Genomic DNA, 24,173 nt, shown 5'->3' on the forward strand with positions numbered 1-24,173 from the left:
GCATTTAACATACAATTAATGGAGTTGTTCAGAAATATGACTTAATGCTTCTCCGGCTTCATTAACATGAATATTTACGGTCGCAAGATCACCTATTGAACAAATTCCTACCATCTCGCCATTTTCAACCACAGGAATCCGTCGAATTTGATGCTCGGACATCATGCGAGCACATTCATGAATATCCAAATCAGGTGAGCAAGTAATGACCTCACTGGTCATACAATCATGACAGTGAACTGATTTGCAATCTTTTTCTTCCGCTACGCAAGTTAAGACAATATCCCGGTCAGTGATCATTCCAACCACTTTTTTGCCTTCACAAACAGGAACAGAACCACAGTTAACATCACGCATAATTTTAGCTGCTTCGGTGACTGGTGCGTGTGGCTCACACACCTTAACGTTACTTGACATGATTTCACGTACAATTGTCATACATATTCCTCCTTATTTTTTGAATACTACTGTAGTATTTCCCCTCGTAAATAATCTATAAATACAACTTTAAAAACTTAAAAAAGAACTGAAAATTGAATATTCCAAACGCTGCCCGTATATGGTATCTTAGAAGAAATTATGAAGGCGGGGCTAGTTATGGAGAACTTTTATCTGTTTGTTATCATGTCACTCTTATTTGTTATTCTTCCTGGTCCTGATATTGGATTAATCACCCAAAACACCGTTACCTCTGGAAAAAAAGGTGGCATTGATACGGTTATTGGGATTACATCAGGACTTATTATTCATACTTCAGCAGCGGTTTTTGGTCTTTCTGCTATTTTTGTAAAATCTGCCTTGTTATTTTCTATTTTTAAATACGTTGGTGCGGTTTATCTCATTTATTTAGGTGTAACATCCATATGGTCTTCTAAGAAAAATAAAGGTTCATCTGGTGACGGCCATCAAACGAAATATAAGAACAAGTCTCCATTTCGACAAGGGTTTTTGACGAACCTTCTTAATCCGAAGATAGCTGTTTTATTCCTTACATTTTTTCCACAATTTTTATCGACCGGCATGAAACCATTTTTGCAATTTCTCATGATGGGACTAACTTATACAGTATTAACGATCATTTGGTCTATCGTGTATGTGAATTTAATTAATTACATCAGTTCTTGGATGAAAAAACCTGCTACTCAACGAGCCATCGAAAGAATTTCAGGATTTGTTGTTTTGGGCTTTGGAATAAAACTTGCTATCGAAAAAAGACCTTAGATGTTTTTTTCAAAAAAAAATGACCGCTTCTTAGGCGATCAGGTTCAGCTTTAATTCAGAAAAATGTACCAGTTTAACTTTGTAATTGGATTCTCCATCTTCGATAATCTCACAGTAACCACATGCGTATTGATGAAGTAATAGATAATTTTCACCTTGATATATAACTGGAATTCTTTCCATTAATATCACATCCAATAGATTTATTATCTACCAAACAACACTTTTATTTTACTTTGTCCAATGTTATTAGTGTATTTCTGATGTTTGAACGAGTTATTAAGCTTCACTTCATTTTCTCTAATCATTACCAAAAAAAGCCGTCAATTCCCTTTGGAGCTTGACGGCTTTTGTTTCATATTAACTGGTTCAGCATTAAAATATTCTTCCAGAGTAATTCCTTTGTTCATAATTTTAAGAGCCATTGCTTTGCCAACATAACGAAGGTGCCAAGGCTCATATTGATAACCGGTAATGGCCTCTTTGCCTTTCGGATATCGAATAATAAAGCCATACTTAGCTGCATTCTCCTCTAGCCAAATCGCCTCTTTTGTTCCTCCGAAACAATCTTCTGTAGCACACCTGCCATCTCCTCCGGTAACATCAATGGCAAGACCTGTCTCATGTTCACTCGTGCCAGGCAAAGCACTGTACCTGCTTGCCTCTTCATACCCATCTCTACTTACATAAGAGTTAAATAATGTCGTTTGAGTTGAATATGCTCGATAAGCCGAAACACCTAAAAATGAAATACCCTGTTCTTTTGCATCCGTAAATAATTCATGAATCGCATCTGCGGCCTCTGCACGCATCTTTCGCTTTTCAGCTTTCTCCTGAAAAATAAAGGGAATATCGGCATTAATAAGACCTGGGGGAGTATAATTTTCTGGCAGTTTATACCGATTATTTACGAGTACTGTAATGCTCTCTGGGTCAGTGTCAATCTGGATAGTATGATCATGATGTTTTGCATGAACCACTGTTACTTCAGGTTTGCTTTTGGTATCGTGAAAAATTTCTGTATAACCAGTTATGATTACTGCAAAAATGATGATGCAGTCCCTGATTAATAATTTATCCAACTTGAACACATCCACAATTCATTTGGACCTAAAATTCCAAGTAAAATTTTATCATGGCGTTTTCGTTTAGATAATTCCAGAAAACTTAACGATCAATTAAGTAACACTTAAATAATTCATATTTTACAGTTAGCATAACTCTTTTGCTACTGGATTCTGACATAAAACACCTTATGCATAGATTGTAATGGAATTTCAAACCCTATTTGTAACATCGGTCTAAAAAACGGTGGACGTAGTCAATTTGATATTGAGGAGTCGGATAATATGGCAAAAAAATGGGTCTGTGCATGGGTCGCTCTTATTACCTCCTTCACCCTTATGGGCTGTAACCGAGATTCGGATCAATCATCTTCACCCAAAAATACCGAAAACGACACAAATCAGTCCTTGACCCCAACCCCGATGAACAACCGGTCCCATTCGAACCCAAACAACATAGGGACAAACATGTCGTATGTGAATAAGACAACGAGTAAGGATGGGAAGGCAATTTATACCACGAAATACCCTGCTTCCCTGGGAGTAATCGTGAACAAAAAAATTTATCTGCCTAAAACATATGTGCCGAAAAATTTGGTCTATCCTAATACCTCCTTTCTCTTTAAAGAAAAAATTGAGAAACGGAAGTTGAGAAAAGAGGCGGCGGTGGCACTCGAAAGGATGTTTGCGGCGGCCAAAAAAGACAAGGTTTATTTAAGCGGGGTCTCTGCCTACCGTTCGTATGCAACCCAGGCGGCCGTCTTTAACCGTTACGTCAAAAGAGACGGGTATGAAAAAGCAAGAACTTACAGTGCCATCCCTGGCACCAGTGAACACCAGACGGGGCTCTCCATCGATGTTAGCGGAAGCAGCGGGAAATGTGCGGCTGCCTCTTGTTTCGCCACTACAAAAGAAGCAAAATGGCTGGATAAGAACAGTGCCAATTTCGGCTACATCATCCGTTATCCAAAAGGAAAAGAGTACGTGACTGGCTACAAATACGAACCATGGCACATCCGCTACGTCGGCACCGCCGTTGCGAAGGAAATGAAAAAAAGAAACTTGACTTTAGAAGAGTATTACGGCGTTTTCCCAATCCTGAAGAAGTAAATCGTGATGTTCGATACAAAAAAACCGCGCAAGCTTCACGCTCCGCGGCTAACCTCGCCCCACTTTTCTATCTGGTAAAGCGGGGTTTCCTTTTGCCTGTAAGCAGTACTTTATTTGAAGAATGGCAAAAATTTCTCTACTAAGATATTCAGAAATGTTGGCTAGTCCTGGTACTTGCCTTTAAACTGTTGCTCCCATTCCGACCTTAGCATTGCATATTGATACTCGTCCACCCACTGTCCCTTTGACATGTAGTTTTCCAACAAATGACCTTCTCTTCTCATGCCTACGCGTTCAAGCAGCCGGATGGAGTTTTCGTTTCTAACATCTGTCAAAGCTATGACCTTGTGTTTTCCAAGATCATTGAATACATAACTCAACAACGCTCTCACCGCTTCACTGGCATAACCCTTTCCCTGATGCTCTTCGGCGAGGGTATAGCCAATTTCAACAATCCGCGGCTCGGCCAGAAGTGTGTGCAGCGCACAATCTCCGATTAGTTGATTCGTCTCCTCTAAAGCAATGGCAAACTGAAACCATGTGCCAGGTTGATTCGGCACAGACTTCGATTGCTTCTCCACAAAAACTTCCGCATCGTGATGTTGATAATTCTCCCAGGACTGAAATTTAGCCACTTTAGGACTCGAACGGTACAAATAAAAGGGTTCAACATCTTGCTGTGAAAATTGTCTCAAAATCAGGCGATTTGAACGCGCATAAATATGTTCGGATATTTCCACTTTGCTCACTCTCCCTACACTCGGCATTGACAATTTCTCTATTAACCAATAATGATTCGCTCTTTTGGATATTGATAATTCGCTTTAATTGGTTTTCCTCCCATAATGATTAAAAAGTTAAAGATACCGATTCTGCCAATGAACATTAAAAGCATAATGACAATTTTGCCCATGATGCCCAATTTTGCCGTGATCCCCATGGAGAGCCCGACAGTTCCAAATGCGGATGCCACTTCAAAGATGATCTCCATTAGTGAAAAGCCCGGTTCCAGAATCGTAAGGATAATGGTGCTGACACAACAGAGCATCATAGCGGTAGCAATGACGATATAGGACTTGATGACGTCCTCCGTGGCAATTTCTCTTTTAAAAATTTTAATTGTTGTCGTTCCGTTAGCGAAATAATAGACACTCAATAACATAATCGCAAAAGTCGTCGTTCTTATTCCTCCCCCGGCACTGCTTGGAGAGGTCCCGATAAACATAAGAATACTCAAAATAAAAAGGGTAGCGGTGGAATATTCCCTAATTTCCATTGTACTCAGCCCGCCATTTCGAGAAGACACAGAATAAAAAAGGGAATGGAAAAAAGCTTCATGCCAAGTTTTATCGGCAAAGTAATGATTATATTCACATAGGTAGATGAGAATCGTGCCTATTACAATCAATCCAAAAAATGTAAGGGTCGTGATTTTTGTAAATAAAGAAAACTTATATGGCGTCTTCCCTTTATGTTTAAAGAAATGAATCACTTCCATCAGTACGGGGAACCCAATCGCTCCTACGATTAGCAGCACCATGGTCAGCATTAGCACAAAATAATCGTTGGCAAAAGGAATCAATGATTCTCCTGTAATATCAAATCCTGCATTTGTTGCCGCGCTGACTGCTGCAAAGAAACCTTGTAAAAAAGCTTCCTGCCAGCTAGGAAAGTATTTTAAAAAGTAGATACCAAAAATAATGCCCCCTATTACTTCCATGATGATAAATAGGAACAGAATATTTCTGATAAGTTTAATGATTCCAGAAAAAGATGAAAGATTTTGATCTGTCATTATAAGCATTCTGTCTCTTATTCCAATACGTCTCCCCATTAAAAGCCAAATTGTGGTTCCAAGAAACATTATGCCGATCCCGCCAAATTGCAAAATGATCGCAAAAATAATGGTTCCTGGAACACTGAGAACCTCATTGATCGGAATGGTAGCTAACCCTGTTACACTAACGGCACTTACCGCAGTAAAGAGGGCATCAATAAACGAAATTTTAGCATTGGGCTTCAGTGTTATGGGCAGCATTAATAATATGGTCGAGACAACCACAGCTAGCAGATAATAAATCACGATGATTTGGGCAGGTTTTAGTGACTTCTTCTTTTTCTTAGTTAGAGTTTTCATGTTTCACCATTTCTATTTATATTCGAAAGATATAATTGCCATAATATGTTAAGCACGGTGACTTCCTTTTTATTATAGATTTAGCTTATAGAATAATTCAAACCATTTTCATGTTGGTATAAATAAACTCGCTAGAATAACCCTGCGATACTTTTATGCTGGCCCTTTGCCGAAGCTTTGTCTATTTTTTTGGGTGTTTTGTCTATTTTTGGGGGTGTTTTGTTCATTTTTGAGGGCACATTGTCTATTTTTTAAAGGGGTTGTCTATTTTTTTAATAGTTTTGTCCATTTAACCAAAAAAAGGAAATGCGAAATCACATGTTTAATTCTCCACATATGCTTTGGACACTTTTTGTGGTGTATTGGACATTTTTTTAAGGACATTGGACTTTTTTGGACCACTTTGGATAATTTTTCTGACGGTTTGGACAATTAGACAAAAAACGGAAAAACACCTCCTTTAGGAGGCGTTTAAGCACCATATATTTTGACCAAAGAATAAACCGCCAGGATCAAATCCCTGACGGTTTTAACGAAAAATTAATAAGCTGTCCAGCCGGCATCCCCGGTAATCACGGTACCATTCACAAAGCTTGATTCATCTGAAGCAAGGAAAAGAGCGATATTAGCAATTTCCACTGGTTTACCGACACGTGGATTGATACCTAATCCAGCTTGAATGCGACCCATGCCGAATTCGTTAATCCCGCTCATGGATGCACCGATGTTTGTTTCCACTCCGCCTGGGGCAATCGCGTTGCAGCGAATCCCTTTTTCTGCGTACATGAATCCCGTATTTTTTGTAAAACCAACCACTGCATGCTTAGAAGCTGTATAAGCGGCTCCTGCTCTCGCGCCTTGAAGTCCGCCGGCCGAAGCAACATTAATAATCACGCCGGATTGTTTTTCTAAAAAGATCGGCAAGGATTTGCGTGTTGCACGCATAACACTTGTTGTATTGATCGCAAAAATACGCTCCCATTTCTCATCTTCTATATCACCGGCAGGTTCAAAGTTATCCATGATGCCGGCATTATTGACTAAAATATCTAATGTTCCGAAAGTATGAACTGCGGTGTCAATCAGGTTTTGGATATCTTCTTCTTTCGCAACATTGGCCATCACTGCTACGGCTTCCCCGCCATTTGACTTAATTTCGTCCACTGTTTGATTTGCTGCTTCAAGGTTTATATCCGAAACGACTACTCTCGCTCCTTCTTTTGCATAAAGAATCGCAATCGCTTTACCCATCCCAGATGCAGCACCTGTTACTACCGCTACTTTATTTTCAAGTCTCATTTCGATTCCTCCCATTAGTTTGATTAAGCTTCATTTGCTACTGCCTTTTTTAAATGAGCCTTGGACTCCACTTTGGAAGCCTGCTTACCCTTCTTGATAAAGAAGGAAAGCAGCAATCCGATGATGCCGATTCCGACAATGACAAGATAGGCATCATTAATACCTTGGATAGAGGCTTCCTTAATCATCTGCCCTTGGGTCAAGCCTTTCAGAGCCGCAGTCGGGATCATATCCTGCAGATGTGATTTTGTCCGGTCGGTCATAACCGTAACCAGAAGCGACGTACCTACAGCACCGGCAACCTGCCGAATGGTATTAGATATGGCCGTTCCGTGTGCATTTAACTGCGGTGGCAATTGGTTTAAACCAGCGGTCTGAATCGGCATCATCATCAAGGCCATCCCAATTCGGCGCCCTGTTGACATAAGAACCAGAAGGGTAAAACTCGTCGAGTCAGTCAAGTTGGTAAAACCAAGTGTGGTGCCAATGGTAATGACCATTCCGATAACTGACAGCCATTTCGCGCCAAAGCGGTCGAACAGCTTGCCGGTAACCGGCATCAGGAAGCCCATGATCAGCGCACCAGGTAGAAGGAGCAGGCCTGATTCAATCGCTGTGTATCCACGGGCATTCTGGAGATATAGCGGAAGCAGCATCATATCTGCATACATCACCATTGTTATCGCGATATTGATAATGGTCGTTAAGGTGAACATATTGTACTTAAACGCACGCAAATCCAGCAGGGGATTTTTTGACTTCGATTCCCTCCATGAAAAAAGGACAAGGGCCAAGACGCCAACGGCAATTGTACTTATTACCTCTGAGTCGGACCATCCAAGACTTCCAGCCCGGCTGAAGCCATAAAGCAATGACCCGAAACCAATCGTTGAGAGGGTGACAGCCAGAACATTAAATTTTGTTTTAATTCGATCTGATACATTTCGGAGGTAAATGAATCCTAATATTATGACAAGGACAGCAAAAGGAATCATTCCGTAAAACATTGTTTCCCATTTGTAATTTTCGATAATGTAGCCGGCCAGTGTCGGTCCAATGGCAGGGGCGAAAATAATCGCAAGCCCGACCATTCCCATGGCTGCTCCTCTTTTTTCCGCAGGGAACAGTGTCAGAATGACATTCGTAAGCAGCGGCATAATGATTCCGGCACCTGCAGCCTGAATCATGCGTCCGGTTAACAAGACCGGAAATCCGGTTGCTAGAGCGGAAACGATTGTTCCTGCCAAAAAGATAATCATGGAAGCTTGAAAAAGCTCGCGGGTTGTAAATCGCTGCATTAAATAGGCCGTAATCGGAATTAAGATTCCGTTTACCAGCATGTAACCTGTTGTTAACCACTGTGCGGTTGCGGCAGATATGTTGAAGTCAACCATCAGTTCAGGTACGGCGACGCTCATGAGTGTTTGGTTTAATGTTGCTATGAAAGCTCCCAATATCAAAATGAACATGATAGGGCCTTTTTTTATGGAATTGGTGTCTGTAATAGAAATTTTGCTCAATTATTTTTCCATCCTTTCTAACATTTATGTGAACTTTTTTACAACGTGTTGAATAATTAACATTGTATAAATTATATTATAGTTAGATAGTGGGTAATAACAACCGACAATTCTTGATGAAGTGTATATTAGTTATCATTCTTGTGAGTTATGTCGTTAATTCAGAAGATAATAGACACAACTGGAATAATTGTAAATTTCCAATTTGAGGGAAAGGTGATTAGACATGACGGATCATGAAAATACTCGCGTCGATCCGCGAATACTGCGGACGCGCCAATTAATAAAGGATGCTTTAATCGATTTGCTTCAGGAGATGGAGCTAAATAAAATAACGGTCAACCGGATTGCGGAGCGTGCAACGATCAACCGTGTTACGTTTTATCTTCACTATCGTGATATTCAAGACATGATGGAGAAAATGGCGCAGGAAATGGCCGAGGGTATTGAGGAAATTATGAGGAGTGCAACTGATAAGGAATCCACCGGTGAAACCGATTCGTTGATGCTCGAAAGCCTGCTTGAGCATATAGCCGAGAATGGTAAATTCTATAAAGTGGTTCTTGGTACCAGAAGGACGCCCATTTTTACAGAGCGGTTATTAAAAATCCTAACAGAAGTCATAACAAAGAGAACCGGGATCCACTCCTTTCGTGCTTCTGGTGATATCCAAAGGGATGTGGCAATCTGGTACGGTTCTTCCGCTCTGATAGGTACAATTATTGCTTGGCTGCGTAACGATATGCCTTATACACCGCAATATCTTGCCAAGCAGTTGAGTATGCTTTTTCGAATTGGGGGAAAGTAGCCAGGAGAAATAACCCGATTTCCTTTTAGTAGGAATTTCGGGTTTTTCCATCTACCAAAGCTTCCCCACAATTTTGGTTCCATGTACCTCACTAACATTTAACACGTCTGCAATATGATTTAGATTTTTATCTGTAATTCCCGCGCCGGGCAGAATAATGATTCTGTCAGCTGCATAATCCACGAATTCCTTCAAACGGCTTAGGTTAGCTTCAATTGGTGTAGAGCTTGGCCCCCCGTGTGTTAAAATTCGATCTACCCGATGTTTCACAAGCCAATTAATCGCTTTAAACTGGTATTCATGATTAATATGATCAAAAGCCATATGAAAGGTGACATCCAGTCCTTCCGCAGATTCCAGCAGCCTGAGCATAGCATCCTCATCTATCCAGCCTAAATCATTTAAGCAGCCGATCACCACACCATCTGTCCCTAACTGTTTAAAATGGATAATATCATTTTGCATGATCTCTATTTCCTCTTTCGAAAAAATAAAGTTTCCGCCTCTTGGCCTGACTATGGACATTACCTTAATATTTTTCAAGTGACAATAGGAAATCGTTTTGGCAGCCACCCCGTGACTGACGGTGGTGCCGCCAACAGCGAGGTTGTCACAAAGCTCAATTCGATGGCCCCCTTTTTCAATTGCTTGAGGAACCCATGTAAAATTCTCTACACAAACTTCTTTTAGCATTTAGACTATCCTTTCTGAGCTGTTAAAACTTCTGTAAACTGACATAACCCGATTCATTTCTACCGGATTCGATTTTAATCAGACGTTTGATTAAAATCTCTAAGAACGCAGTTAAATAAAGCTTTCTGTCCCTGGGAAGACAAAAAATTTGTTGAAAAATATCCTTGAAATGGTAAGGCATTTGTTTTTCTGCACCAATCGAGAATATTCGATAAAATTCTTTAAGTGCTATACTAAACAATCGTTTGATTAAATTTGGCAATAACCGCGGGATTGACGTTTTTTGTGATGAAAGCCTTGCGAAAATTGTTTGAAAGATTACCTTAAAAATCGCCATCAACCAAGTAAAAAGGACAAATTTTTAATGTACTGACAGAATTCAATTGGGTTCCCTATTTTTCATCATTAATCAAACGTTTAATTAAATATGGCTTCACCCCGTATCATTACTGGTTTTTTTCATCTAGATACGGTAGAAGAATGTCGAAGGAATGAAGCGTTTGGCAAGTATTTAGTGTTTAGGCAATGGAACATGAAAGTAAATGATAAAAAATGCCGCAAATAAAAACGAAACCACCCAAGCAGGGATAGGCTTTAGATAATGAAATCTCAGCATTATGGCCCATAAGAAATTAAAGGCCACAGACCACCAATAATTCCAACCGTTATGATACGAGACTTTTCCAGCAAGAAACATTATGGTTTCAATACCAGTAAGAATGAAACCCGATATTAATAAATAGGTTATTACTTTCTTTGGGGACTTAGGTAAATAGGTCAAAAATAGAATGACGATACATGGAAAATTAATGAAGTTTTGAACCAAAAATGAAAAGGAATTGTTTAATAAGAAATCAGGTTCCAATTTCCATAGAACATTTTTCTCGCCAACAAAGTAGCTATATAATAAATTATTTACAACCAAGTATAAAATAGTGGGGTAATAATTTCTCCAGTTTTTCACATCGCCAAATTTCCAGCAGCAAAGTACAAGAGTTAAGCACAGAGCAACGCGCAATAGGAACACCCTTATTCAACATTTTGGTTTTAATATTTGCTAAATTTGTGAAAAGTATTAAACAAAAAAGCTGAAGGATACTAGTATTATTTCGTTAGAGCTGTCCTTTTTAGAGAAGCTCTAGGGTTTGGTTCCAATAACAATGGTAGCATCCAAGTCATCATTGCGAATCAACTGAGGGATTAACCCGTTTTGAGTGAAGATTTCAACAGTGTTGGGTGCCTGCCTTTCGCTCGTCTCTATTAAAAGCTGCCCTCCAGGAGCAAGCCAAAGAGATGCTTCTTTCGCTACTCTTCGCTGAATATCAAGCCCGTCATTTCCTCCGTCAAGCGCTGCCATTGGTTCATAAAGACGTGCATCCTGGGGAAGCAGCTGGATTGCTTCGGTAGGTACATATGGTGCATTTGCTACTAGGATGTCGACTTTCCCGCGTAGTTTGGCAGGCAGCGGCTCATAGAGATCCCCTTCATAGACAAGGCCACCAACGGTTGTAACATTACGGAGGGCACAGCTTGCTGCGGTTGGGTCCATGTCGACCGCATACAGCTCAATTGTTCCCAGGGCTTTTGCTATCGCGACACCTACTGCTCCAGAACCGCAGCAAAGATCAACGACTATAGCACCAGGTACAGTAAGGGCTGCTGCCTTTTGGACAAGGAATTCGGTACGTCGGCGGGGTACGAAAACTCCTGGGTCAACTGCTATCCTGTTGCCACAGAATTCCGCCCAACCGAGGACATGTTCAAGCGGGGTACCTGTGATTCGAAGACCAACCATATCGGACAGTGCATCCGTTGTCTGTGCTTCAGAAATTAGAAGCCGCGCCTCTTCTTCTGCAAAAACACAACCTGCGGTCCGAAGTCTCTCGGTTATACTTTTTTTAATTTGGTCATCAATATCTGCATTCATTTGCGTCCCTATAATAACCACCCAATCTTTGTAAAGGTTATTATAGGGAGTTCGTTAAAAATTGGAAAAGTCCTTCTTCCACTACCCTTCTCCTCACTCTTAAGGACAAAACTCGCCTCAGGACCAAGCAAAATGTCCTTAAGAACACCCCTTGAGGACAAAACCCACTTCAAATCCAAGCAAAATGTCCTTAATAACGCCTCTTGAGGACAAATCTCCCTTCAGGAGCAGGCGAAATGTCCTTAAGGACTTTATCTCTTCAACTCTTGCACCCGTTTAAAATATGAGAACAGCAAAGATATATGATACCTTCATTTGTTTACCGCCTTTGGTAATAATAAAATTATGTATTTTTAAATGTCTGATAATATGATATTATTTTAAAAAAAAGAAGAGGTTAAACATATGAATACAACATTCCCATCAACAGAATCATCTAAAACTAGAGCCATTGTCATCAATGCACTTTTCATCGCGTTAACCCTTGTCGCCACAATGTTCATCAACATAAGGCTCCCAATTATGGGTAACGGAGGTCTCATCCATCTAGGTAACGTTCCTCTTTTTATAGCAGCCATGGTTTACGGCAAAAAAACAGGTGCCATCGCCGGTGCCTTCGGTATGGGCTTATTTGATGTTATCTCCGGTTGGGCCATCTGGTCACCGTTTACTTTTGTCATCGTTGGTGCAATGGGCTTCGTAGTCGGACTCATTTCCGAAAAAGTACCTGGCAACAGAGTCGTTGTTCACACTCTGGCCGTTGCAACTGCACTGATCATAAAAGTGGTTGGCTACTATTTTGCCGAAGTAATTCTTTACGGTAACTGGGTACAACCATTCGGCTCCGTCCCCGGTAACATTTTACAGGTCGCAGTAGCAGGTATCATTGTAGTACCTCTAGTAGGACGTTTTAAGAAAAGAGCTTAATAAAATAACGACATTTGAAGGACTGCCTAATGTGGCAGTCCTTTATTGTGCCGCTCAAATCTTCGGGATATGCCGAGTTTTTTTGTAAATAATAAAATCGTTAAACCAAAAATTGAGGGGGATTTGTATGCAACAGAATCAACAAGCAAGTAATATGAGTTCTACTATGAAGCCAGCATCTGCTGGGACTGATGCCCAAAAGGTAAAACAAGAAATTCAAAGCGATGTAAGCCAAGGACAAGGTGCCATGACTTCTCGAGAGGCAGGAGCCATGCGCGATTAAAAAACCACTCTTAGAGTGGTTTTTTATTTTTTGGCTTCGAATTTTTTCAAAACTGGAATCCAAATTTCGCTTTTTACAGTTGGTGAAGTTAAATCTTTGTCTTTAATCGACAATATTTCTGGTCCTTCTGTTTGTTGATAGTTTGAGGACGGAAACCATTCAGAATAAATACGTCCCCAAGTTTCCTGCAGTGTATTGGGAAAAGGACCTACTGACTCGAATACAGCCCAAGTTAAGGAAGTAACTTCTAGTTTAAAAAGATTTTCTGGACACTCTTTTGTTGTCGCCACACCTATATAATGATCCAGACCACCTTTTTCCTCCATACGACCTTCTGAAAAGTTAGTAGATGCCTGAATGATCCCTTTTGGTTCAACATTTGATAATTCCTTCAGTTTATTTATCTTCTCCGTATTCAATGTTTTCCACATAGCATTGATTTCTGGGTTCTCTCCTTCGAAAACAATCGGCACCCTTTTCATGACACCCACGATGTTAAATGCCTCTTTTTCTTCAATTCGGTAATTCATTTCGGTTCCTCCCTTAATGAATAGTTGGAAGGTCATTCGTGGATAGGCTTTTAATAACTGGCCAGTATTTTTGGCTTCTGATGGTGTTACACCATGCAAACTTTGAAAAGCTCTGGTAAAGGAATCTGGTGAACTATATCCGTATTTAATCGCAACATCAATAATTCTTAAGTTACTATTATTCAGTTCAAGTGCTGCAAGAGTGAGCCGTCTTCTTCGAATGTATTCGGATAGCGAAATCCCTGCAAGAAAAGAAAACATTCTTTTAAAATGGTATTCGGAACAGAAAGCTAACTTTGCCACTTCTTTAAAGTCAATATCTTGAGTAAGGTTTTCTTCAATATACTGTAATGCTTCATTCATGTTCTTTAATAAATCCATTATCTGACCTCCCTTCATTCAAAGAATAGCAGAGACTGAATTGATCCTTCCGACAATTGATGCCCAATTTTGTAGGGTAAATAGCAGCCTTATAAAATAACAAAAATGTGTCTCCACTTCTTGTAGAAACGCCCAGTGGTTTGAACATGGATTTTTATTTACATAATTTGTTGATTAAAAATATTTATTGAATAGAAATTTTTATGAACTAAATTATTTACTATTTGTTTTATTACACTCGCATCACGAAGCTCTTTATTATCAAAGTCCGCAAGGTCAATCACCTTTACCCATTTACAGTCTATAATTTCATCTTCTTCAATTGTTAATGAACCCCCTGTGACTTCACCCGTAAAATGAAACAGAATAACTTGATTACCTGCACTACTAATAAAGTTATAAATACCAGTAGAACTAGTAAGTTCCACGTCTAATCCTGTTTCCTCTTTTACTTCCCTTTTAGCTGTATATAAAACGTCTTCACCAGATTCAATTCTTCCACTTGGAAAATTCCACTTATTCAATGCACTTGGCTTATTTTCTTTAATTATTAAAACTTCTTCATCTTTGAATATTGAAACACTAACTACTAAAACAATCCCATCTTGAGCCATACTTTCTCCTTATCATTACTATTTAAAAGAACCATTTTTCCCGTGGTACCGGGAAGTATTCGCCGGCGACAAGTTCTGAAGGTACGGCTTCTTCAATCCGTAAAAGATCGTCTGGACTTAAATTTAGTTCAAGTGCACCGACTGAATCCTTAAGTTGTGATCTCTTTCTTGCCCCAACCAATGGGATAACATCTTCACCCCGAGATAGAACCCATGCGAGGGCAAGTTGCGCAACCGTTACTTGCTTTTCTTTAGCAATTGTACGCAGTGCCTCGACAAGGGATAAATTCTTTTGGAGATTTTCGCTAGCAAACCGCGGACCATTACTGCGTTTATCATCCAAATCTAGTACCCGATCTTTTGACCATGTACCGCTCAACAACCCTCTTGAGAGAACACCGTAGGCCGAAAGTGAAATGCCTAATTCCCGTAAAGTTGGCAAAATATTGGATTCGATGCTCCGATTAAATAGTGAGTACTCCATTTGCAGCCAACTTATCGTATGTACAGCGTGTGCGCGACGAATTGTATCCACTCCTACTTCTGAAAGACCAATGTACCGCACATATCCCTTCTTTACCATATCGGCAATTGCACCAACCGTTTCTTCAATTGGTACGTTTGGATCAATGCAAGCTGTGCCAGGTTGATAAAGATCGATGTATTCAACACCTAGGCGCAACAGGGAATCCTCAAGGAAATTCTTAACTGTATGAGGGTGGTTATCACTCTCTTGATGACTCTTTCCCTGAGAGTGTAGCTTGCCATCGAATTTTACTGAAATGAACGCATTTTCCCGTTGGATTCCTTGGAATGCTTCACGTAGAAGTAATTCATTGTGTCCATCGCCATAGAAATCCCCTGTATCAAAAAGGGTAATGCCTTGCTCAAGTGCCGCGTGGATTGTTGCAATACTTTCGCTTCGATCAGCATTACCATATAGCCATGACATCCCCATACAGCCTAGACCAACCTCAGAAACCAGAGGACCGTTTTGACCAAGTGCTCGTTTTTTCATTGAACATTTCCCCCTCCGCAGCCGTCTCCTAATTGTTGAAGAAACGCCACCGATTACACATTAAGAATTTTAAAGGCTTACTTTTCAACCGATATAAAGGAGATGTGTTGCGATTTTAATTTTATTCCTATTCGAAATAAATAATAAAATTCCTTCTTGAACTGCTCCACAACAAGAAAAAAGCCGTTTGTTAAATAACATGATTGATAATTCTTTCATACAAGGAAAATATAAATTAAGAAGCTATAGGGACACACCCCTATTCGTAGTACACCAAGGAAGAAAAGCATAAACGAATAGGAACCGGAGGAAGCGCTATGGAACACACTGTACCTGAAAAATCAAAAGTATCGCCCTTTTTAGCTTTTTTTATCATTCACCAAATGCAGTTTGGCGTAGGTGTTCTTGGTTTTCAGCGCATAATCGCTCAATCTGCAGGATATGATGGATGGATAGCCGTTCTTATTGCCGGTTTAAGTGTCCATGTCTTGGTATGGATCATATACAAGATTGTTGAAACGGCTAATGGAGATATCGTGGCAGCCCATACTTTCATATTTGGAAAAAAAATAGGCAAACTGCTGTCCCTCCCATTCGTTGTTTATTTTATCCTGATCATGATTACCACACTTAGATCGTTTATTGAGGTTATTCAAGTATGGGTATTTCAGGATATGAGTACCTTTTGGTTTGCCCTGGCCTTTTGTGGTTTAGCCATTTACATTGTTTTTGGAGGGTTCAGGACCGTGACAGGGGTGGCATTCTTCGGAACAGTACTCCCTGGCTATTTAATGTTCACTTTTTTGTTTACGTTACAATATGCCGATTTTAAAAACTTACTTCCCATCTTTGATCACTCGTTAATAGAATTGGTCAAGGCATCTTATCAAATGTCCATTACATACCTTGGCTATGAGATTCTATTGTTCATTTATCCGTTTATCAAAGAACCACAAAAATCAAAAAAATGGGTGCATTATGGTGCGTTTTTTACCACTTTTCAATATCTTTATCTTTCTGTCATAACGTTTGCTTATTTTTCAGAAGGACAGTTGAAAAGGTACATCTGGCCCACTTTGACGATGTGGAAAATAGTCGAACTGCCTTTTGTGGAGAGATTTGATCTCATTGGCATCGCCAATTGGAATATTGTGATTCTCCCAAGTGTTTGCCTAAGCCTATGGTGTGCGAGCAGGACTTTAAAAAGAGTGACGAATCTAAAGCAGAAATATGGGGTTCTTCTGATTTCAATGGTCGTATTAATCTGTATTAATTTTTTTAAGACACGGCAGCAAATTCATATCCTCCTCGATTATACGGGGAAAATATCCTTTTTCATAAATTACGGGTACATACCTTTATTATTCTTTCTGTTACTGATTGTGAAGAAGCTGAAAAAAGGTTAGTAACATACTACCCTTTTGCTGGGCATGTGGACAATCACAAGCCTTATTTTAAAATAATATGGAATAAGGATGGTGATAGAAATGGCAGGCTCAATCAATATTGGCCAATTTAAGGTTGGACCACTAATAAATAATGCCAACATTAATTTCGGCGCAACTTATCAAAACAGCCATACCGCCAATAGCACAATCATCGGCGGCAATTTTAATTTTGGCGATGGCTGCTCAAACTCGTTCACTAATATTAATTTAGGTAAAATAAAAGTTTCAAATGTATACAGTGGCGAAGATTCCTAAATTGGCTCGCTGTTACTCCCCAATTGGTTTCAGTTCCTCTAATCCAACCAAGTAAGAGCTCATGTAACAATAAATCAGAGTACTTTTCCTCTGTCTGTTGTGTTCCTAGTTCACTAGTAAAATGAAGCTCTACCACTTTCTTTTTCTTTCTTAAAAGGTCAATGGATGCGTTGATGGTGATTTTCAAGATCCAGGTCTTGAAGTAACTCAATTCCTTTAAGCTTTTTCTGTTTTTAAAAGCGCGATAGGCAACCTCCTGGACAATATCCAAGGAGTCCGCTTGATTTTTCATATACAAATAGGCCATCCTATATATCGAATCTTTATGTGTTTCAAATAATGTAATAGATAACTTTTCATTCAAGATGCCATCTTTTCCAGATAAAGTCATTTTTTCACCCCTTTTTGTTCTCTACATTATTAGACCAAATAATGGTTGATTTTGGACGAGGATTTTAAAAAAAAATTTTCTTATTGAGGACTCGGCTCTTTGGTTTGGGGAATTGTTTTGTCCCTTAAAACCGGTCTATGGGACATTTTAGAGTTTTGGTGCATGGGTTTGTCCCATAGAATCCGGCTATGGAACATTTTAAGGTCTTTGACTCTTGGGTTTGTCCCATAGAAACCGGCTATGGAACATTTTAAGGTCTTTGACTCTTGGGTTTGTCCCATAGAAACCGGCTATGGAACATTTTAAGGTCTTTGACTCTTGGGTTTGTCCCATAGAAACCGGCTATGGGACATTTAAGAGTCTTTGGCGCTTGGTTTTGTTCCATAGAAACGGTCTATGGGACATTTTGTGGCATTTATTGCTTGGTTTTGTCCCATAGAAACGGTTTATGGGACATTTTAGGATATTTGGCTCTTGGGTTTGTCCGATAGAACCGGCTATAGGACATTTTAGATTTTTCGACTGTCTTGTCCTCTGATAATTACTATTTTAGGCATAAGAACAATCTCTAAGGTTAAAATGATGAAGATAAATTATCGATGGAGGAACGGATCATGAGTGACAAAATAACGGAAAAAGAGGTTCATGAAGTTATTGAAAGAAGAAGCACTGGAAAGACAAGCTTTGCGGAATTTTTGGAGGAATTATCTCAAATTGGGATTGTTGAATACGATATTGATGTTGCCACTGGTCAAGCCACATACAAAGGCGAGAACTCCGAGTTACAAACTGAACCTCAAGTTAATTTTGTGATTTCCAAACACTTTGATAGAAATCAGGCAGTACAAATAATCGCAAACATTACACTTCCCTTTTTGGACTTTCTAAGAGAGATCGCTAACGCAGGAATTAAATCCTATAACGTAAATATTACCGAAAAAAAGGCTATTTACATGGGAATGAATGGGGAACAACTCGTAGAACCGCTTCAGCTTTAATAAATCCATACATAAAAAAGAACCTCTAATCCAAAATAAGATTAAAGGTTCTTTGTTTCAACTTAGCTATACACCAATTCTTTTTCACGCAGACCAAGCGCCTCTTCTGTGAAAGTATGAACTTCCTCCAGCAGCCCTGGGTTTTTCATTAGTGACATGCCATAGGAAGGTATCATTTCTTTGATTTTCCCTTCCCACTCCGAAATCTGATCTGGGAAGCATTTTTTGATTACCTGAAGCATTACGTGAACGGCAGTGGAAGCACCTGGAGATGCTCCTAGTAGTGCTGCAACCGAGCCATCAGCAGCTGTGATTACTTCCGTACCAAATTGAAGCGTTCCTTTGCCAGCTTCCGTATCTTTGATAACCTGCACACGTTGTCCTGCTACGACTAAATCCCAATCCTCAGCTTTCGCGTTCGGGATAAACTCACGCAGCTCTTCCATGCGCTGTTCTTTCGATAACATTACTTGTTCGATCAGGTATTTGGTCAATCCCATGTTTTTGGCACCGGCAGCCAGCATCGTGACGAGATTATCCGGTTTTACGGAACTTACCAGGTCCATCATGGAGCCTGTTTTTAGGAACTTTGGCGAGAAGCCGGCAAATGGTCCAAATAGCAACGATTTTTTATTGTCGATAAATCTGGTGTCAAGATGCGGTACAGACATTGGCGGGGCACCAACCTTCGCCTTGCCGTATACCTTTGCATTGTGCTGCTCGACGACTTCTGGATTGTTACATACCATAAATAGACCGCTTACTGGGAATCCGCCAATATGCTTTGACTCAGGAATACCGGTTTTTTGCAGTAAATGAAGACTTCCACCCCCGCCGCCAATAAAGACGAACTTGGCCGTATGACGTTCGATGTTTCCAGTAGCCATATTCCATACTTTCAATTCCCATAAACCATCGCTAGTCCGTTTAATATCATCAACTTGATGATTGTATTTCAATTCGACGTTTTGCTTCGTTAAGTGGTCGAACAACATGCGCGTTAAAGCACCAAAGTTAACATCTGTTCCTGAGTCGATTTTGGTTGCCGCAATCGCTTCATTCAAGTTACGGCCTTCCATAATAAGCGGTATCCATTCAATCAGTTTGTCATGGTCATCAGAGAATTCCATCCCTTTAAATAGGGGATTGTTTGACAGCGCTTCAAATCGTTTCTTTAAAAATGAAACATTTTCTTCCCCATGTACTAAACTCATGTGAGGTAATTGTCTGATAAACTCCTCTGGATTTTGGATGAGCCCGCTGTTTACAAGATAGGACCAAAACTGCATAGAAACCTGAAACTGTTCATTAATATTAATAGCTTTACTAATATCTACAGAACCATCTGGTTTTTCGACAGTGTAGTTTAGCTCACACAGTGCCGCATGCCCCGTTCCCGCATTATTCCATTCGTTAGAGCTTTCTTCTCCTGCGTTGGCGAGCTTTTCAAACACAGTAATTTCCATTTCCGGTACTAGTTCCTTCAAGAGTGTTCCTAAAGTTGCACTCATGATTCCGGCGCCGATCAAAATGACGTCTGTTTTCGTTTCTTTTATGCTCATCATTTTTACCAACCTTTTCTCCTGAAATTTGCAGAAAGATGCAGCGGCGCACACCAAACTGAGGCGCGACCAAGTAACACACCTTTTCTGTCTCAAATACTACTATTTCTATTGTATTAAGGTTATTTATTTTCTATTATACGATAATTATAGTTTATTTAATCACTTGTTTAAAGTGAGAAGTACTTCCACATTGATTAAAAACCTTCCATTTCCCCCAAAAATCCCTTTATATTTGGATTATTGATGCGAAAATTTTTCTAAAGCTCCTTGCCAATATTTTCTTGTATAATAGACTTAAAACGTCATTTTCTTCTACAAAAGGGGATGTTTATGTGAAAAAAAAGAAAACCACTTTGGGAGTATTAGGAACAATTGCAGCGATTTTATTAGGCAAATTAAAATATATATTAGTAGTTTTTAAATTTCTTAAACTGCAAACGCTTTTGAGCATGTTTATTACCCTCGGGGCCTACGCTTTAATTTTTGGATGGAAATTCGCCGTAGCTTTAGTCTATTTGTTGTTTGTCCATGAAATGGGGCATGCATATGCGGCTAAAAGGATTAAGCTGCCTGTCAGTCCGGCTATATTTATTCCTTTTATGGGGGCCGTTATCGGAATGAAGGAAATGCCTAAAAGTGCAAAAGATGAGGGATTTGTCGCCTACATGGGTCCATTATTTGGGTTGTTATCGTTTTTGCCTGCCATTCCTTTGTATTTATACACTAATGAACCATTCTGGGCCCTTCTCATAATTTTGGGCGCGATGATTAATTTATTTAATTTAATTCCCATCACTCCGTTAGATGGCGGAAGAATCGCCGCAGGGATTAGCACCAAGCTGTGGGGATTAGGGATCATCTTATTATTGGCTTATTCCATCATGAATATTAGTTTCTTAGGATTCTTTATCGTCATCCTGGGCTCAATGGAATGGTACAAATTATATAAAAAACAAAAACGTTTAAAGGATGACCAACTGGAAGTCCAAGAACTCGAACACTTACTAGTAAAATTAAAGCAGGAATCCCATGATTTAGATTCCATCCAAGAAATGGCCAGCAAGGCAAAATGGAAAATCACCAACCGGGATTTGATTGAAACACTCAATAAACTGAGGTCGGAAATTGAAAAAATGAAAAAAGAGCTCTATCTTCAACACTTATCAGGAACCTTTTCTATGAGTGAGGAAGATAACATCAACAATCAGCAAGTTATTGAAGGGATTCTCAAGCAATTGGAAGGAAAAGTAGCAGTCTATAAAAAAGAGGTGCTGACAACAGAAACCTATTATAAAACGGATAAAAAAACAAAAGCGCAATTATTTTTCATCTATATTGGTCTAGTTGTTGCACTGGCCGTTAGTTATTATTATGGAAATGACCTTCTTATGAATCATCCGGAGATACAACGCGAGTTGAATAGATAATTTTTAAGGGTACACTCTCATACCTAGGGGTGTACCTTTTTATTTTTTAAAAAAATACATACTGTTAGTGACATATTACTGTCGATAACAGTATACTGTTATTAACAGTAAGACATTGATTAGGGGGTTATATATTTATGAAACATACAGGGAGACATACAGGTGCCTTTCTTTTGCTTTTTTTAACAGAGGGAGATAGCTATGGAGGGAAACTTCTGCAGAAATGTGAACAACAGCTTCCCATCAATCCAATTGATAGTGCCATTCTTTATCGCACTTTAAAAACTTTAGAACAAGAAGGGGCTGTTGAGTCTTATTTGGACACATCTGAACAAGATAAGCCGATTAAGATGTACAAAATTACTCCAGTTGGAAAAAGAAAATTAGATGATTTTCAAATAGATATTGAAGAAAAAATGAAGAATTTATCCTTTTTCTTAAATAAATACAAAGAATGGAAGGGGTACGATCATGATTAGTGGTGCGATCCTTTACGCTTTGGCGATTCTTCTTCTGAGTATTTCTTTTATAAAAGATCGTAATAAAACAAAAGAGGCTCTATCAAAGTCATGGAAAAGCTTTCGGAATATTATACCTGACATGTTATCCATTATGCTTTTCGTTGGACTGTCACTATCTATCTTAACTCCATCCTTCATTTCTTCCATCATTGGAGAAAAATCGGGATTGACAGGTATTGTTTATTCAGCATTTATCGGATCTATTGCCCTAGTTCCAAGCTTTGTTGTCTTTCCTCTTGGACATACGTTAGTCCAAAATGGGGCAGGACTTCCCCAAGTAGCTGTATTAATGTCTACATTAATGTCCGTAGGCATCACAACGTTACCGATGGAACAAAAGATATTCGGGCGCAGCTTTGCCTATGCTCGCAACGCTTCTGCAATGTTAATGGCTTTACTATTTTCATATATTATTTGGGTGGTGATGGGATGAATACATTAAAAAGATATCGTTTCTTTTTGATTTTGTTATCTGGACTCCTAATCCTAACTTTTATAAACCAATCGGTGGGATGGAACGCATTTCAATTAACCGGAAAAAGTATTTTAGATATGCTGTTTCTACTCCCCCCAGTCTTAATATTCGTCGGTTTGCTTGACAAATGGGTGGAGAAAGAAACACTAATTAGATATATGGGAGAAAAATCCGGCATCTATGGCATTTTGTTCTCCCTATTATTGGGCGTAATTGCAGCTGGTCCCCTCTACGTGGCTTTTCCAATTGCAGCACTTCTATTAAAAAAAGGAGCAAGCATACGCTATATTGTATTTTTTTTAGGAGTTTGGACTACCGCAAAATTACCGGTTATTGTATATGAATTTGCATCATTTGGAGTAACATTTACACTCATTCACATTTGTTTTGGCTTATTATTTTTCTATTTGATGGGCGTTATTTTTGAAAAATTTTATGATCATCGCCAATTGTTACAGTATGATATAACTAAAGAAGTTTAGATTAAAAATAAGAGGATATAGTATGTACTGTATCCTCTTTTTTATTCCAACAACATTTTAGGAGGGAACAACGTGGAAGTTTTTGCAGAATTCTTAGCACGTATTGATAACCCGCAGCATCGGGAGCGAACGGAAGAAGTTTTAGGATGGGTAGCTAAAAAATACCCACATCTAATGCCAGAAATTAAGTGGAATCAGCCTATGTTTACCGATCACGGCACCTATATTATTGGCTTTAGCGTTGCCAAACAACATTTGGCTGTTGCCCCTGAAGAGGCAGGAATTACTCGTTTTTCTGAAGAAATTGTGCAGGCTGGCTATGGTCACACCAAGGGACTGGTACGTTTCCCGTGGAGCAGTCCGGTTGATTTCTCCTTACTTGAGAGAATGATTGAGTTTAATATTTTGGATAAGGCTGACTGTTCCACTTTTTGGCGGAAGTAATGATGAGGGGTGTCCTGGATGACAAATAATAAATTGAATTCGAAGGTTGATGAATTTTTAGGTAAAGCAAAAAAGTGGAAGGAAGAATATGAGAAGCTGCGAGCTATCGTTCTTGACTGTGAACTAACCGAAGAATTTAAGTGGATGCATCCTTGTTACACGTTTAAGGATAAAAACATCGTTTTAATACATGGATTTAAAGAGTATTGTGCGCTTCTGTTTCACAAGGGTGCCTTGTTAAAGGATACCCATGGGATTCTAATCCAACAAACGGAGAATGTACAGGCGGCGCGCCAGATTAGATTCACCAATCTTCAAGAAATCGTGAATATGGAAACCATCTTGAAAGACTATATTTATGAAGCCATTGAAGTGGAAAAATCCGGTTTAGAAGTGGATTTTAAAAAGACGACAGAATACATAATTCCTGAAGAACTTGAAAATAAATTCGGTGAAATCCCTGCCTTTAAAACGGCATTTGAAAAGTTGACGCCAGGACGGCAAAGAGCCTACCTTCTTCACTTTTCACAGCCTAAACAATCCAAAACACGAGTATCAAGGATTGAAAAATATGTGCCGCAAATTCTCGGTGGAAAAGGATTAAATGATTAGAATATACCTTCATCTGATTTAGC

The 24,173-nt window shown here is 39.4% G+C and carries 29 protein-coding genes; 14 read left to right on the forward strand and 15 right to left on the reverse strand.

Annotation, left to right across the window (positions count from 1 at the left end; genetic code table 11):
* Positions 1–15: 15 nt before the first annotated feature.
* Positions 16–438, reverse strand: a complete 423-nt coding sequence (locus tag LC455_RS23695) for a CBS domain-containing protein (protein ID WP_223594646.1) — start codon at positions 436–438, stop codon at positions 16–18.
* Between the two features lie 159 nt (positions 439–597).
* On the opposite strand from LC455_RS23695, the gene LC455_RS23700 reads away from it, so the two are divergent.
* Positions 598–1,221, forward strand: a complete 624-nt coding sequence (locus tag LC455_RS23700) for a LysE family translocator (RefSeq protein ID WP_223594651.1) — start codon at positions 598–600, stop codon at positions 1,219–1,221.
* Positions 1,222–1,251: 30 nt separating this feature from the next.
* Here LC455_RS23700 and LC455_RS23705 read toward each other — a convergent pair whose 3' ends face one another.
* On the reverse strand, positions 1,252–1,404 hold the full coding sequence (locus tag LC455_RS23705) for a hypothetical protein (RefSeq protein ID WP_223594652.1): 153 nt from the start codon (positions 1,402–1,404) through the stop codon (positions 1,252–1,254).
* Between the two features lie 140 nt (positions 1,405–1,544).
* Positions 1,545–2,303 (reverse strand): M15 family metallopeptidase, encoded by a 759-nt coding sequence (locus LC455_RS23710; RefSeq protein WP_263297889.1) that lies wholly within the window; start codon positions 2,301–2,303, stop codon positions 1,545–1,547.
* A 267-nt stretch (positions 2,304–2,570) separates the two neighbouring features.
* Between LC455_RS23710 and LC455_RS23715 the strand changes: the two genes are divergently transcribed.
* Complete coding sequence (locus LC455_RS23715; protein ID WP_223594656.1) at positions 2,571–3,395, forward strand: M15 family metallopeptidase; 825 nt, start codon at positions 2,571–2,573, stop codon at positions 3,393–3,395.
* 161 nt (positions 3,396–3,556) lie between these two features.
* Here the strand turns inward: LC455_RS23715 and LC455_RS23720 are convergent, their stop codons facing one another.
* The 4 genes from LC455_RS23720 to LC455_RS23735 form a co-directional block, all read right to left on the reverse strand.
* The gene (locus LC455_RS23720; protein ID WP_223594658.1) at positions 3,557–4,135 is read right to left on the reverse strand and encodes a GNAT family N-acetyltransferase; all 579 of its coding nucleotides are present in this window, start codon (positions 4,133–4,135) and stop codon (positions 3,557–3,559) included.
* Positions 4,136–4,176: 41 nt separating this feature from the next.
* A complete protein-coding gene (locus LC455_RS23725; RefSeq protein ID WP_223594660.1) occupies positions 4,177–5,532 on the reverse strand; it encodes a TrkH family potassium uptake protein in 1,356 nt (451 codons plus the stop codon).
* Between the two features lie 540 nt (positions 5,533–6,072).
* Positions 6,073–6,831 (reverse strand): SDR family oxidoreductase, encoded by a 759-nt coding sequence (locus tag LC455_RS23730; RefSeq protein ID WP_223594663.1) that lies wholly within the window; start codon positions 6,829–6,831, stop codon positions 6,073–6,075.
* 23 nt (positions 6,832–6,854) lie between these two features.
* On the reverse strand, positions 6,855–8,300 hold the full coding sequence (locus LC455_RS23735) for a DHA2 family efflux MFS transporter permease subunit (protein WP_440446424.1): 1,446 nt from the start codon (positions 8,298–8,300) through the stop codon (positions 6,855–6,857).
* A gap of 277 nt (positions 8,301–8,577) precedes the next feature.
* On the opposite strand from LC455_RS23735, the gene LC455_RS23740 reads away from it, so the two are divergent.
* A complete protein-coding gene (locus LC455_RS23740) occupies positions 8,578–9,159 on the forward strand; it encodes a TetR/AcrR family transcriptional regulator (protein WP_223594671.1) in 582 nt (193 codons plus the stop codon).
* A 51-nt stretch (positions 9,160–9,210) separates the two neighbouring features.
* Here LC455_RS23740 and LC455_RS23745 read toward each other — a convergent pair whose 3' ends face one another.
* The 3 genes from LC455_RS23745 to LC455_RS23750 all read right to left on the reverse strand — a co-directional run bounded on the left by LC455_RS23745 (position 9,211) and on the right by LC455_RS23750 (position 11,779).
* Positions 9,211–9,852, reverse strand: coding sequence for a copper homeostasis protein CutC (locus tag LC455_RS23745; protein ID WP_223594672.1), 642 nt, complete (start codon positions 9,850–9,852; stop codon positions 9,211–9,213).
* 511 nt (positions 9,853–10,363) lie between these two features.
* Positions 10,364–10,879: a CBO0543 family protein gene (locus LC455_RS31960; protein WP_369075767.1), complete on the reverse strand. Its 516-nt coding sequence runs from the start codon at positions 10,877–10,879 to the stop codon at positions 10,364–10,366.
* Positions 10,880–10,990: 111 nt separating this feature from the next.
* Positions 10,991–11,779 carry a putative protein N(5)-glutamine methyltransferase gene (locus LC455_RS23750; RefSeq protein ID WP_223594675.1) on the reverse strand — a complete coding sequence of 263 codons (789 nt, stop codon included), beginning with the start codon at positions 11,777–11,779 and terminating at the stop codon, positions 10,991–10,993.
* 405 nt (positions 11,780–12,184) lie between these two features.
* Between LC455_RS23750 and LC455_RS23755 the strand changes: the two genes are divergently transcribed.
* Positions 12,185–12,706, forward strand: a complete 522-nt coding sequence (locus LC455_RS23755; protein ID WP_223594676.1) for an ECF transporter S component — start codon at positions 12,185–12,187, stop codon at positions 12,704–12,706.
* A gap of 127 nt (positions 12,707–12,833) precedes the next feature.
* A complete protein-coding gene (locus tag LC455_RS23760) occupies positions 12,834–12,989 on the forward strand; it encodes a hypothetical protein (protein ID WP_223594677.1) in 156 nt (51 codons plus the stop codon).
* Between the two features lie 23 nt (positions 12,990–13,012).
* Here LC455_RS23760 and LC455_RS23765 read toward each other — a convergent pair whose 3' ends face one another.
* The 3 genes from LC455_RS23765 to LC455_RS23775 all read right to left on the reverse strand — a co-directional run bounded on the left by LC455_RS23765 (position 13,013) and on the right by LC455_RS23775 (position 15,532).
* A complete protein-coding gene (locus LC455_RS23765; protein WP_223594682.1) occupies positions 13,013–13,900 on the reverse strand; it encodes an AraC family transcriptional regulator in 888 nt (295 codons plus the stop codon).
* Positions 13,901–14,058: 158 nt separating this feature from the next.
* Positions 14,059–14,514: an NUDIX hydrolase gene (locus LC455_RS23770; RefSeq protein ID WP_223594684.1), complete on the reverse strand. Its 456-nt coding sequence runs from the start codon at positions 14,512–14,514 to the stop codon at positions 14,059–14,061.
* 22 nt (positions 14,515–14,536) lie between these two features.
* Positions 14,537–15,532, reverse strand: coding sequence for an aldo/keto reductase (locus LC455_RS23775; RefSeq protein ID WP_223594689.1), 996 nt, complete (start codon positions 15,530–15,532; stop codon positions 14,537–14,539).
* A 317-nt stretch (positions 15,533–15,849) separates the two neighbouring features.
* On the opposite strand from LC455_RS23775, the gene LC455_RS23780 reads away from it, so the two are divergent.
* Positions 15,850–16,938 carry a GerAB/ArcD/ProY family transporter gene (locus LC455_RS23780; protein ID WP_223594690.1) on the forward strand — a complete coding sequence of 363 codons (1,089 nt, stop codon included), beginning with the start codon at positions 15,850–15,852 and terminating at the stop codon, positions 16,936–16,938.
* An 81-nt stretch (positions 16,939–17,019) separates the two neighbouring features.
* Positions 17,020–17,235 (forward strand): spore germination protein, encoded by a 216-nt coding sequence (locus LC455_RS31965; protein WP_223594692.1) that lies wholly within the window; start codon positions 17,020–17,022, stop codon positions 17,233–17,235.
* On the opposite strand, the gene LC455_RS23790 is transcribed toward LC455_RS31965, so the two are convergent.
* A complete protein-coding gene (locus tag LC455_RS23790; RefSeq protein ID WP_223594694.1) occupies positions 17,183–17,626 on the reverse strand; it encodes an RNA polymerase sigma factor in 444 nt (147 codons plus the stop codon). The genes LC455_RS31965 and LC455_RS23790 overlap by 53 nt on opposite strands.
* 614 nt (positions 17,627–18,240) lie before the next feature.
* On the opposite strand from LC455_RS23790, the gene LC455_RS23795 reads away from it, so the two are divergent.
* On the forward strand, positions 18,241–18,624 hold the full coding sequence (locus tag LC455_RS23795; protein ID WP_223594696.1) for a DUF1398 family protein: 384 nt from the start codon (positions 18,241–18,243) through the stop codon (positions 18,622–18,624).
* 62 nt (positions 18,625–18,686) lie between these two features.
* Here LC455_RS23795 and LC455_RS23800 read toward each other — a convergent pair whose 3' ends face one another.
* Positions 18,687–20,186 carry a malate:quinone oxidoreductase gene (locus tag LC455_RS23800; protein WP_223594969.1) on the reverse strand — a complete coding sequence of 500 codons (1,500 nt, stop codon included), beginning with the start codon at positions 20,184–20,186 and terminating at the stop codon, positions 18,687–18,689.
* A gap of 335 nt (positions 20,187–20,521) precedes the next feature.
* On the opposite strand from LC455_RS23800, the gene LC455_RS23805 reads away from it, so the two are divergent.
* The 6 genes from LC455_RS23805 (at position 20,522) to LC455_RS23830 (ending at position 24,150) form a co-directional block, all read left to right on the forward strand.
* Positions 20,522–21,616: a site-2 protease family protein gene (locus LC455_RS23805; RefSeq protein ID WP_223594698.1), complete on the forward strand. Its 1,095-nt coding sequence runs from the start codon at positions 20,522–20,524 to the stop codon at positions 21,614–21,616.
* A 137-nt stretch (positions 21,617–21,753) separates the two neighbouring features.
* Positions 21,754–22,095 carry a PadR family transcriptional regulator gene (locus LC455_RS23810; protein WP_223594700.1) on the forward strand — a complete coding sequence of 114 codons (342 nt, stop codon included), beginning with the start codon at positions 21,754–21,756 and terminating at the stop codon, positions 22,093–22,095.
* Entirely contained in the window at positions 22,088–22,570 is a 483-nt protein-coding gene (locus LC455_RS23815) for a hypothetical protein (RefSeq protein WP_223594702.1), read from the forward strand. The genes LC455_RS23810 and LC455_RS23815 overlap by 8 nt, the downstream gene beginning before the upstream one ends.
* Entirely contained in the window at positions 22,567–23,094 is a 528-nt protein-coding gene (locus LC455_RS23820) for a permease (protein ID WP_223594704.1), read from the forward strand. Before LC455_RS23815 ends, LC455_RS23820 begins: the two co-directional genes overlap by 4 nt.
* 72 nt (positions 23,095–23,166) lie before the next feature.
* Positions 23,167–23,538, forward strand: a complete 372-nt coding sequence (locus LC455_RS23825; protein ID WP_223594706.1) for an iron chaperone — start codon at positions 23,167–23,169, stop codon at positions 23,536–23,538.
* 18 nt (positions 23,539–23,556) lie between these two features.
* Positions 23,557–24,150 carry a YdeI/OmpD-associated family protein gene (locus LC455_RS23830; protein ID WP_223594707.1) on the forward strand — a complete coding sequence of 198 codons (594 nt, stop codon included), beginning with the start codon at positions 23,557–23,559 and terminating at the stop codon, positions 24,148–24,150.
* Positions 24,151–24,173 lie beyond the last annotated feature (23 nt).

This window comes from Neobacillus bataviensis, assembly GCF_019969725.1.